The organism is Bhargavaea sp. CC-171006 (assembly GCF_009761675.1).
Lineage (GTDB): Bacteria > Bacillota > Bacilli > Bacillales_A > Planococcaceae > Bhargavaea > Bhargavaea changchunensis.
Map to the genome: position 1 here is coordinate 43,905 of NZ_QUZH01000017.1, position 10,866 is coordinate 54,770.

Annotated in this window: 13 protein-coding genes and 2 tRNA genes; 12 read left to right on the forward strand and 3 right to left on the reverse strand. The window is 51.7% G+C overall.

Going from position 1 to position 10,866, the window contains the following annotated elements; genetic code table 11:
• The first annotated feature begins 4 nt into the window (after positions 1 to 4).
• From DZC51_RS08375 to DZC51_RS08390, 4 genes are all read left to right on the forward strand, one after another.
• The gene (locus DZC51_RS08375; protein WP_157294935.1) at positions 5 to 304 is read left to right on the forward strand and encodes a rhodanese-like domain-containing protein; all 300 of its coding nucleotides are present in this window, start codon (positions 5 to 7) and stop codon (positions 302 to 304) included.
• 249 nt (positions 305 to 553) lie between these two features.
• The gene (locus DZC51_RS08380) at positions 554 to 1,279 is read left to right on the forward strand and encodes an N-acetylmuramoyl-L-alanine amidase (protein ID WP_157294936.1); all 726 of its coding nucleotides are present in this window, start codon (positions 554 to 556) and stop codon (positions 1,277 to 1,279) included.
• Between the two features lie 72 nt (positions 1,280 to 1,351).
• Positions 1,352 to 2,464, forward strand: a complete 1,113-nt coding sequence (locus tag DZC51_RS08385) for an Mrp/NBP35 family ATP-binding protein (RefSeq protein WP_157294937.1) — start codon at positions 1,352 to 1,354, stop codon at positions 2,462 to 2,464.
• 215 nt (positions 2,465 to 2,679) lie between these two features.
• Complete coding sequence (locus tag DZC51_RS08390; RefSeq protein WP_157294938.1) at positions 2,680 to 3,135, forward strand: GNAT family N-acetyltransferase; 456 nt, start codon at positions 2,680 to 2,682, stop codon at positions 3,133 to 3,135.
• Positions 3,136 to 3,171: 36 nt separating this feature from the next.
• Here the strand turns inward: DZC51_RS08390 and DZC51_RS08395 are convergent, their stop codons facing one another.
• Positions 3,172 to 3,630 carry a DinB family protein gene (locus DZC51_RS08395; RefSeq protein WP_157294939.1) on the reverse strand — a complete coding sequence of 153 codons (459 nt, stop codon included), beginning with the start codon at positions 3,628 to 3,630 and terminating at the stop codon, positions 3,172 to 3,174.
• An 85-nt stretch (positions 3,631 to 3,715) separates the two neighbouring features.
• Complete coding sequence (gene gerD, locus DZC51_RS08400) at positions 3,716 to 4,330, reverse strand: spore germination lipoprotein GerD (protein ID WP_157294940.1); 615 nt, start codon at positions 4,328 to 4,330, stop codon at positions 3,716 to 3,718.
• A 131-nt stretch (positions 4,331 to 4,461) separates the two neighbouring features.
• On the opposite strand from gerD, the gene DZC51_RS08405 reads away from it, so the two are divergent.
• Positions 4,462 to 5,175: a KinB-signaling pathway activation protein gene (locus DZC51_RS08405; RefSeq protein WP_157294941.1), complete on the forward strand. Its 714-nt coding sequence runs from the start codon at positions 4,462 to 4,464 to the stop codon at positions 5,173 to 5,175.
• Positions 5,176 to 5,224: 49 nt separating this feature from the next.
• Here the strand turns inward: DZC51_RS08405 and DZC51_RS08410 are convergent, their stop codons facing one another.
• Positions 5,225 to 5,881 carry a polysaccharide deacetylase family protein gene (locus DZC51_RS08410; RefSeq protein ID WP_157294942.1) on the reverse strand — a complete coding sequence of 219 codons (657 nt, stop codon included), beginning with the start codon at positions 5,879 to 5,881 and terminating at the stop codon, positions 5,225 to 5,227.
• Between the two features lie 196 nt (positions 5,882 to 6,077).
• Here DZC51_RS08410 and DZC51_RS08415 point away from each other — a divergent pair.
• The 7 genes from DZC51_RS08415 to DZC51_RS08445 all read left to right on the forward strand — a co-directional run bounded on the left by DZC51_RS08415 (position 6,078) and on the right by DZC51_RS08445 (position 10,822).
• Positions 6,078 to 6,152 (forward strand) — tRNA-Asn (locus DZC51_RS08415).
• Positions 6,153 to 6,174: 22 nt separating this feature from the next.
• Positions 6,175 to 6,247: transfer RNA gene (locus DZC51_RS08420), tRNA-Thr, on the forward strand.
• A gap of 340 nt (positions 6,248 to 6,587) precedes the next feature.
• The gene (locus DZC51_RS08425; protein ID WP_232524093.1) at positions 6,588 to 7,100 is read left to right on the forward strand and encodes a C40 family peptidase; all 513 of its coding nucleotides are present in this window, start codon (positions 6,588 to 6,590) and stop codon (positions 7,098 to 7,100) included.
• A gap of 313 nt (positions 7,101 to 7,413) precedes the next feature.
• Complete coding sequence (locus DZC51_RS08430) at positions 7,414 to 8,031, forward strand: lysozyme inhibitor LprI family protein (RefSeq protein WP_157294944.1); 618 nt, start codon at positions 7,414 to 7,416, stop codon at positions 8,029 to 8,031.
• Positions 8,032 to 8,435: 404 nt separating this feature from the next.
• Complete coding sequence (locus tag DZC51_RS08435; RefSeq protein ID WP_157294945.1) at positions 8,436 to 8,789, forward strand: VOC family protein; 354 nt, start codon at positions 8,436 to 8,438, stop codon at positions 8,787 to 8,789.
• Positions 8,790 to 8,837: 48 nt separating this feature from the next.
• Entirely contained in the window at positions 8,838 to 9,311 is a 474-nt protein-coding gene (locus DZC51_RS08440) for a RidA family protein (RefSeq protein ID WP_157294946.1), read from the forward strand.
• Between the two features lie 183 nt (positions 9,312 to 9,494).
• Positions 9,495 to 10,822, forward strand: a protein-coding gene (locus DZC51_RS08445) for an IS3 family transposase (protein ID WP_370513675.1) whose coding sequence is annotated in 2 segments (ribosomal slippage) — positions 9,495 to 9,882 and positions 9,882 to 10,822 — 1,329 coding nt in all. Because the reading frame shifts where the segments join, the coding sequence is not laid out codon by codon here.
• The last annotated feature ends 44 nt before the right edge of the window (positions 10,823 to 10,866 follow it).

Genomic DNA, 10,866 nt, shown 5'->3' on the forward strand with positions numbered 1-10,866 from the left:
TGCGATGAACGAAATTTCGACGAAAGACCTGGAAGCACGACTCGATGCAGGCGAGCAGCCGAACATGATCGACGTCCGCGAGCACGAAGAAGTCGCGGCCGGCATGATCCCCGGCGCGGTCCATATTCCGCTCATGGAATTGCCCGAGAGGCTCGGGGAGCTGGACGCGGACAAGGAATACATCATCATCTGCCGCTCAGGCAACCGCAGCTCGATGGCGTGCAACTTCCTTGGCGGCAACGGCTACAACGTGACCAATATGACCGGCGGCATGCTGGAATGGGAAGGCGAAACCATCGCCTGACCGGACGGACCGGCGCACCTTTTTGGGTGCGCCGGTTTTTCTTATGGAGCGTGGATGGGAGTTCGCGACTGCAACCTGGGATTTCGCGACCGCAACTCGAAGTTTCGCGTCGGCAACGCGGGAATTCACGGCCGCAACCTCAAGATTCGCGGCGACACCATAAATTCACCCGCACCGCCCGTCTCCCGGTCCAAGCATAGCCGGTCCACCACCGGCGTATGATGGTGAAAAAGGCGGTGACCGTTACGCATGGGGAAGTTTAAGAAGCGGGTAGTGGTTCTTGCATTTATCCTGATCGCGTCGGCGGCGTTCCTGGCTTATGAGACGTTCGCGTCCGATCGCGACTTTTTCCTGCCGGAGCCGATGGGCGGGGTGAAGGTCGTGATTGATCCGGGACACGGGGGGCCGGATGGGGGAGCATCTTCGGGAGATATCATCGAAGGCGATATCAACCTGGCGATCGCAAAGGAGTTGGAGAAGCAGCTGAAGAAAAAAGGCGCGACTGTCATCATGACGCGCACAAAGAGCGGAGATGCGCTCGCGGAGCGGGAGCCGGGCAAGGATTTCCCGTCGATCCGCGCAAGGAAAATGGCGGACCTGAAGTTGCGTGAGCAGATTGCGCTTGATGAGGAGCCGGACATGTTCCTGAGCATCCATGGCAACGCGGTTCCGGAGGCAAAGTGGCGCGGGGCACAGGTGTTTTACCATCAGGAAGGGCATCCGAGAAGCGAACTGCTCGCAAAGGCGGTGCAGGGTTCTATCGTCGAGAACGTGAAGAACACGGAGCGGGAGGCGCTTGCCGTGCGGCAGGTATATCTGTTGAAGAAAGTGCCGACGCCTGCCGTGCTGATCGAGACCGGTTTCCTGAGCAATCCGGAAGAGCGGGGCCTGCTGACTGACAAGGGTTATCAGAAGAAAATGGCCACAGCCATCGCGGACGGCGTATCGGATTATCTGTCGCAGGACGTCCAGTGAGCCGTCTGCTCGATTCGGTATTTCCCTATGGTATAATGTAGGCAGAAATGACCGGATTGGGAGTGTCTGAAATTGATCAATGAACAACAAGTCCGGGAACTGGTCGGCGCGCTTCAGGACCCGTTCCTTCACCGTACACTGGACGAGACCGGCGGCATCACCGAAGTCTCGATCAAGGAAGAAAAAGAACACGTGAGCGTTAAGCTCGCGATTGCCAAGATCAACAACGCCGAGCAGATGCAGCTCCAGATGAAAGTCGTCGACACGCTGAAAAAAGCCGGCGTGAAGACGGTCGGCATCCGCTTCGAAGAACTGCCGGCTGAAAAGCTTGAAGAGTTCCGCGGCACTGCGGACGTTTCCGAGGCGCAGGATATCCTGTCCCCGCTGAACAAAGTGCAGATCATCTCCGTTGCATCGGGCAAGGGCGGCGTTGGCAAGTCGACGGTTTCCGTCAACCTCGCCGTCGCGCTTGCGCGCATGGGCAAGAAAGTCGGCCTCGTCGATGCCGATATCTATGGCTTCAGCGTACCGAACATGATGGGCATCGAGCAGAACCCGGTTGTCCGCGGCAATTCGATCATCCCGGTCGAGCGCTTTGGCGTGAAGGTCATCTCGATGGACTTCTTCGTCGACCAGAACGCACCGGTCGTCTGGCGCGGGCCGATGCTCGGCAAGGTGCTTGATCAGTTCTTCCGGGATGTGGAGTGGGGCGAACTTGACTTCCTCCTTCTCGACCTGCCTCCGGGCACTGGCGACGTGGCACTCGACGTTCACCAGATGCTGCCGACTTCCAAGGAACTCATCGTCACGACGCCTCACCCGACAGCTGCATTTGTCGCAGCGCGCGCGGGCGCGATGGCGCTCAAGACCGAACATGAAATTCTCGGCGTTGTCGAGAATATGTCGTGGTTCGAGTCCAAGTCGGGCGAGAAGGAATACGTCTTCGGCAAGGGCGGCGGCCCGAAACTGGCCGAAGAGCTCCGCACCGAACTGCTTGGCCAGATTCCGCTCGGCCAGCCGGACTGGGATGAAAACGACTTCGCTCCGTCCGTTTACGCCGAAGATCATCCGACAGGCAAGCTCTACGGCGAAATGGCCTCGAAGATCGTGGGGATGCTCGATAAGGGTGACAAGCCTGCGCAAAACGAAGGCCCGGTCAGCCCGTTTGACCCAAGGAATAACTGATTGATCCAAGCCGCTGCATCCTCCGGGTGCGGCGGTTTTTTCTTTCATCACTTTCAAAGAGGGATTCATCACTTTCAGGAGGCGTTTCGTCACTTTCAGGAGGCGTTTCATCACTTTCAGGAGCTCATTCATCACTTTCGCTGCCATAGCCCTTTCCTGAAAGAGGAGCGGAGCCCCTTTCCGTCGAATGTTTCGTCATGAAAGGATGACGCAGTATGGAAATCCGGCCTATAAGTGAACAGGAAGCGAAGGAGATCAAGGACTGGGCGTATCCGCCGCCGTATGATTTCTACAACATGAACGGAGAAGGGGAGCTCCATGGGTACGAGGTCATTTACGAAAACGGCCATCTCGTAGGCTTTTTCTGCACCGGAGAGGAAGCTCGTGTGCCGGCAGGATACGGGGCAGGCGCATATCCGGAAGAAGAAGGAATCATTGATATCGGCCTCGGGATGAACCCGGAGCGGGCTGACCGCGGGGGCGGGATGGCATTCCTCTCGTTCATCCTCGACCACCTTAGGACAACCCGGTCACCCGCCTCCTTCAGGCTGACCGTAGCGGACTTTAACGAGCGCGCCATCCGTCTATACCGGAAGGCCGGTTTCCGGGAGTCCGGAGCCTTCAGCCGGGAGAACACTCGCTTTCTCGTCATGGTGAAAAAGGAAATATAAAAATGGGGTTCCGGACGCAGCCGGAACCCCATTTAATTAAATATCAAGCGCGTGCCGGATCTGCCGGAAATGGTGTTCGTCATGTTCAATCATTTCCTCGAAGTAATGCACGAGCGTCATCCGGGTATCCCCGATTTGGAATTCACGGCTCCAATCGCCGGCCTGCAAATCGCGGAGTGCGCCGATCAGCTGCCGGCGGACAAAGACAAATTCCTCAATCGTTTCCTCCAGGCTGCGCAGGCGGCTCTCCTTTGCGGAGCGTGCATTCAGCACTTCCGCATCAGGTCCCTCCGGCAATGGCGCATCCCTGAAAAAATAGGGGAGCCGGTGTTCTAAAATAAATTGGTCCCAAGGCGCAAGATGGCCGGCGACTTCCGCGATCGTCCACTTGCCCTGACCAAGCGGCCGCCGCCATTCTTCTTCGGTCAATTGGCTGAGAGACTGCATGAAACGGACAGATTCTTCGTTATGCCACAAGATTTCTGATGCCTTCATGATGCTTCCCCCTTTGTCTTTAATTATAAAGAAAACACCAAAAAAGGACGATTCCGATTTTCTCCGGAACGTCCTTTTCCCTTTGTCAGCCTCCGCTTCCCATTCCTCCGCCTTTATCTTTTTTGTCGCCGCCACCGCCTGCGCCGCCGCTTTCACCACCGCCGCCGCCCTCTTTCTTGCCGGCTTCCTCGATGAGTTTCTTCCACTTTGATGCAAGAAGCGGGGAGTTGATCGTCTCCTCGGCAACTTTCTGCATCTCCTTGCGCATATCAGAGGATTTCATGACTTCACCGAGCGTCTTCTGCATCTCCGCCTGACCGAACAGGGACTCCAGGTCCTTCTGGAATTCCGGATCCTTCATGAGCTCCTTCATGACGTCTTTCTGCTGTTCCTGCATCGACTTGGCGATGGTTTCCTTGAACTTCGGGTCCTCGAACTGCTTTTTCCAGAACTCTTTACCCTTATCCGACAGCATCGTTTCCTCGATCGAGGTCTTGACTTCCTCCTGCTCGAGGGCGACCATGTCCTTGAACTCCGGGTCGGAGAGAAGGTCGCGGATCGCTTTTTTGCCGTCCTCGGTCTGGAGGGCATCAGTCACCATTTTTTTCGTCTCTTCATAGTTCGGGGCGGCCTGCCCGCCTCCGCATCCCGCAAGCAGGAGAAGAGCGAGTCCGGCCGGGAGGAACCGCTTCACACGCATCAAATCCTTTCCCGCCATCGTTTCAATTATTGTTCACATTTTGGTGCAGACTATGCACGCGCAAAATAGATTTTTCGGCCCATCGTTGATACACTGATGAATGGAAATGAAAAACGGAGGCTTAATCTGACGTGACAATACGCAACTGGTTTAAATTTTTCCTCAACGCACTTTTGATCGGGGGCGGCATCACCGGCCTCGTCGGTCTGATCGTGCGCTGGAACGATACGTTTTCTCCATTCATCCAGTCCGGGGAATATGGCGAATTCATCGCAGCATTCCTATGGATGGTCTTTCTCGGTTTCACGATGAGCGTAGTGGCACAAATGGGCTTTTTCGCTTATCTCACGGTCCACCAGTTCGGCGTAAACATGTTCCGCTCCCTGACCCTCTGGAATTGGGTCCAGATGCTCATCATTGCGGTCGTTTTGTTCGACCTGATATTCTTCCGCTTTGACATCACGCAGGGTGATGGAAGCAGGACCGCCCTTTACCTCATGCTGCTCTTCTTCCTCATCGCCGTACCTGCGCTGACAGCTTGGCTGAAAGTCAAGATGACCGGCAAAAAGCACGTCCTCATTTCGGCGCTTTTCTTCATGATCGTCATCACGACGCTTGAATGGCTTCCGGCACTGATGGTCCGGAGCGGCAACATTGACCAGTGGGTCACGATCCTGTTGTTCCCGCTTCTTGCCGTGAATATGTACCAGCTGCTCATGCTGCCGAAGTACAATGCCAAATCGGAACAAGATATCAAAAAACGCCAGGAGCGCCGCGAAGCCCGCAAGCGGGCGGAAGGCGCATCAGACAAACCGAAGAAAAAGAAAAAACGGACCGCCCAGTGATGGGGGACCGCATCGACACCCGGCTCATGCCGGGTGTTTTTTATCTGTATTAAGGGAACTTCCTTTCCTTTGTCTCCAACCCGAACAGCACGTCTTCGATCGCCAGGAATTCATTGGCCGACAGAAGTTCCGTTACTTTTTTTAGGTCCATCCGTTCTTCCTGATGATGTTGGACGGACAAAATCAGCCCTTCCCGTTTTTTCGGCAGCTTGCCGCCATCCCACCGCATCGTCGACCCGAGCGCGTTTACTTCGGCCTCGAACAGTTGCTTTTGGAGTGTTTTCGGGAATTCTTCGTCTGTCGTGCGGAAATAAAGCGGCTTGCGCCCGAAGTGGTCTTCAAACACGGCAATCTGCTCATCCAGCAGCTTAGGCTCATCTTCGTAGCGTTTGCCTTCCGCTCCGAGGAGGGCGACCGGGATGTTCCGGTCGATTATCAGCTCGACCAGATCCGGAGAGCGCTCCAGCCAGGCCGGATCGGCGAAGATAAGCGGATAAGGCGTCTTCAGTTCCTCGAGCCATGCCTTCACTTCAGTATCGCCGAATGACAGGTCGACTGTCAGTGCGGCACCGTGGCTCCCCTGTATGATCACATCCGGTTCCTGGGTGATGTTAAAGACGGGAATGAGCGGCCCGCCGTCCGAAGACCGGACGAGCACAAATGCGGTGAACAGGAAAAACAGCCCAAACAGCAGCAACTTCTTCAATCGGGGGCGCCCCTTTCCTTGAAACTCGCTCTTATCAGCTTATGCGTGGCAGGGGACGGGCATGAGCAAGCAGGAATGGGTATGGAAAACGGGGAAATCGGCAAGACTGACACAGGTTCCGCCAAACAAAAAAATAGGGTTGAAACGTATCGGCGTCCTGTGTATAATGATATCTGTCGGTACGATATTTCAATATTCCGCAGTAGCTCAGTGGTAGAGCAATCGGCTGTTAACCGATCGGTCGTAGGTTCGAGTCCTACCTGCGGAGCCATTTTTATTTTCACCTATATTATGCTTCCATAGCTCAGTAGGCAGAGTGCTTCCATGGTAAGGAAGAGGTCGCCGGTTCGAGCCCGGCTGGAAGCTTACGCAAAAACGCTTGTCCCATAAGGGATTGAGCGTTTTTTTGTTAATTGAGAAATAGATGACTTGTTGACACCTCAAAGGATTCTTAATTTGGACCGTCGAATTATGAAAGGAAAGTGATTTGTTCTTTTAAACAGAAAAGCAAATTCGATAATCAGATGCGGTAATTTTCATCTCGAATTAGAAATAGAACGTCAGCACACACACTGTCTACCTGATGAAGAACGATGGTATCTCTCATTGGCTGCGCCTCACCAAGCATGAAGCAGTAAATACTGTCCACGGCCCATCCTTAAGAGGAGGGGGAATCCCGTCCTTTTTAACAAAGAGGTGTGAAGTATTGAGAAGAGGAGACGTTGTATTCGTCCAAGGCAAGGGGATCATCTCTCAAATCATTCGTTATTTTGATAAAGGCAAGTTTAGTCATTGCGCAGTAGTAGCGTCACACGACATGGTTATTGAAGCAGATTACAATACAAGGGTCGCCCTAAGGAGATTTCAGGTAGATAAATACAACATCATCGAAGTGATCGATTTAGGTCTCACATGGGAACAGAGATCATCGGTATACAAATCAGCTATGGGTCACATCGGCAAGAGATATGACTACGTGCAATTGCTGTGGTATATGATCAGGAAGGTATTTAGAGTCAAAGGTCACAACAGACTGAATAATCCCAAGCACTTGATCTGCTCAGAACTTGTTTTTTTAGTACTCGATGAGATGGGAGTACTTGACGAACTGAAGATTAGAGATAGCTTTTTTCGCGGAATAGATCTTACTCCAAATGAATTGTATGACTTGGTTCGCTATGTTGCGAAAAGCAAGCCCTTAAAAATCCCGACACGATAAGGGGCCATTACATCAAGATTTGAGGAAAGTCGATTAGAGACATGGTGCGGAAGAGGTTGCCGGTTCGAGCCCGACTGGAAACTTACTCGAAACGCTTGTCCCATTTGGGGCAGGCATTTTTTTGCTCTAGATCTACCCTTGGATGAGGTAGCTATTCAACTATTTTTAGCAGAAGATTGGGCGAATTGGAGAGAAAAAGTCGGAGAGAAAAGCCGAACCCCCTTCTATTTAAGTGATTCCACTAAATAATGGTATGATTAACGAAAGAATTGAAGGAGCAATTTGAAGTTTAGAAGAGTGGGGGGCGCTTGAAATGAGAAAAGGTATTTTAATGGTCATGCTAACAGCAGCAATATTGATCTTGGGGGCTTGCAACAATTCTTCTGCGGAATCGGACCATGAAACAGAACATCAGCCATCAGCCGGTGAGGCAGCCTCGGCTATAAAGGAAGGCTCATCGCATGAGGAGTTAAACACCGAACAAGAAGGTACAGCATCAGACAGCACTATAATCAATCATAAGAATGATCAGGAGAAAACGGTCAGCCGTGCCAGCGGAGACAGTGAAGCTGCGGACAGCAAAAAGGAGGAATATCTCCAGAGACTCAAAGACACCAAAGCCGAAGCGGATCAACTCAAGGAAACTGATTCATCAACTTTCGCCCTTAAAAAGGTGGCCAACGACAAATGGGAAATCTGGGATGACTTGCTGAATGAGATCTATGGGGTTTTGCAGGAGCAACTGCCGCAAGATGAGATGGACCGGCTGAGAGAAGAACAGCGGAATTGGATAAAGTATAGAGATGAAACTGCGTTGGAAGAATCACAGAAATATAAAGGCGGAACTCATGAGCACCTGGAATACGTAACGGTTTTAGCCCGTCTTACAGAAGAGCGGTGCATTGAATTAGTTGAGGTTTACATGATGTGATAACGGCCGGTCGCCGGAAAGCGCCTTTTCAATATGGGCGTTTTCTTGTTTCAGCACACTTTTCTAAAAGGATGCAGACTGATATGCTACTTTTTCGATTGATAAACGAGTAAAGAAGGACGGGGTAGTCGATGGACAAGTCACGATTCTCAATCACATTTTACATAATAGCGATCATCCTGCTGCTCGCGATTGTTTCTGACCTGTTTAATCTTAATATGATGGCTGTATTTCCTTTAATGGTTGAATGGGCCACAAAATTCATTTTGCCTTGGATCATCTTATATTGGCTGGTGAGGCTTGTCAGAAGCATCGAGAAGAATTGAACCTGGGCGGAAGCTTACAAGGGATTTCCATTCAACTAACGAAATAGAGTAAATATCCTATTTTAGCGGAGGTCTTTAATGGAGAATCCCATTTTAAAACGAATCGGAACTGTATTTATCCCGGTGAGCAACATCGAGGAAGCGAGAGATTGGTACTGCGACATTTTAGGGTTGCAAGCTGACGGAGAGATTCATTTTGGCCACATCTACGTTATTCCGATGGAAGGTACAGGGATTGTGTTGGACAGCAAAATCTTTGCGGAGGATCGGGTGTTCCAGACACCTCCCTTTCATATCCTTACCGAAGACATTGAAGAAGCATTTAACTATATGAGTAACAAAAATGTGGAACTGGTCACGCCGATCGAACATGATCATTACTTTAATTTCAAAGATCCGGACGGAAATGTTTTGATGGTATGCAAGTGTTAAAATGAGCGATGGGATAGTAGTATTGTTTGGTCAAAAGGAGTGTCGGACATGGATACGGTTGAACGTCGCCTCAAGGAACTGGACCTGGAGCTTCCGGAGGCGGTGGCGCCTCTGTACAGTTATGTGCCGGTTACAATCCATCGGGGGACGGCATACGTGAGCGGCCAGGTTCCACGGATTAATGGGAGTGTGCCGTATCCGGGAAAGGTCGGCAAAGACGTGACTGTGGAACAGGCCCGTGAGCTGGCTGAGTACTGCGTGCTGAAAGGGCTCAGCGCACTGAAAGCAAAAATCGGAAGTCTGGACCGGATGGAGCAAGTATTGAAGGTGACCGGCTTTGTCCAGACGGGACCCGAATTTTATGAACCGTCGAAAGTCATCGATGCGGCTTCCGAGCTGCTGGAGAAGATTTTCGGCGAGAAAGGGCGTCATGCCCGCTCGGCAATCGGAGCGGCTGAGTTGCCCGACAATACGCCGGTTGAGATTGAATTTATCTTTGCGGTGGATCTGCAAGAAAAATGATGCGCTTGTCCCATTGGGGCAGGCGTTTTTTCGGATTGTGATCCATAAAAAAAAACGCCGCCCTGTGGGCAGCGTGAACTGAACCCCGAACTACGGACACTTTAAAAAAGTCCCGGTTCGGGGTTTTTGCGTGGTCAAAAACTCCGCTATACTGAACACAAAGTTGAACGGAGGAGATTTTCAATGAGCCGCCAACCTATCAATGAATCCATTCGCCGACTTCTCGAGGACAATCCCAATGTCCTTCATGTAACGGATAAGACCATACAATACTCGCCTGAATTTAAATTGAACGCCGTGAAGGCCTATCAGGAAGGCAAGACGCCATACGAAATCTTCCTGGAGGCAGGGTTGGATCCCAAGCAGATTGGGACGGATATACCTAAACAATCGCTAAAGCGATGGAGGAAATCGTATGACGCCCTTGGCGAGGAAGGACTGTTGTCTGAGCGTCGGGGCCGCGGAAGCACTGGCCGGCCGGTAACACGAGATCTGTCTGCGGAAGAACAACTGAAAAAGGCACAGGCTAAGATCAAGTATCTAGAGGCTGAACTGGAATTGTTAAAAAAGTTAGAGGCAGCCGAGAGGAGGCTGAGGAAGTAAGGCTTACACCGGGAGAGAAATATGCATTGATTGAAGAAGTGATCCGGACGTTTGGGCTCAAGAGAGCCGTCGCCTATCTATGCAGGGTCGCGGGAGTCCGCCGTCAGGGTTACTATGAATGGCTGATCCGCCGTGATTCACGCGACCTCCGTGCGGAGGCGGATTATGAGGATGCCCTTCTACTGATCGAGATCCAGGAACGGAAGAAAGGGAAAGCAGGATACCGCACCCTACATATGATTTTGAGGAATGAATATGGCGTAGTCATGAACCACAAGAAAATCCTTCGCCTCACTGGCCTCTTCGGCCTTCATGCCAGAATCCGGAGAGCCCATCCCTACAGGAAGATGGCGAAGGCGACGCAGGAACACCGTACGGTGTCTAATCACCTGAATCGTGAGTTCCAACAGGATGAGCCGGGCAAGGTCCTCCTGACTGATATTACCTATCTGTATCACGGCAAAGGCCAGCCAGCCTACCTTTCCACGATAAAGGATGCGGCGACCAAGGAAATCCTCGTCCATGAACTGACGACCAGCCTTTCCATGCCAATCGTCTACCGGACGCTGGACAAGCTTGAAGGAGCTCTTGGAGAGAATCTTCATCCGGAAATCGTCCTTCATTCAGACCAAGGGTTCCACTACACCCATCCCGAGTATCAGAAACGCATCAAGGACCTGAACATCAAACAATCAATGTCCCGAAAGGGAAATTGTTGGGACAATGCGCCGATGGAATCCTTCTTCGGTCATATGAAAGATGAAATTGACTACAGGCAATGCCAAACCTTCGATGAGCTCAAACTACTGGTGGATGAGTATGTTTACGAGTACAACAACCACCGATATCAATGGAATCTAAAAAAGATGACTCCGGCACAATACCGGAGTCATCTCATCGCCGCATAAGCAGGGTCTTTTATTAAGCTGTCCGCTTTATAGGGTTCGGTTCA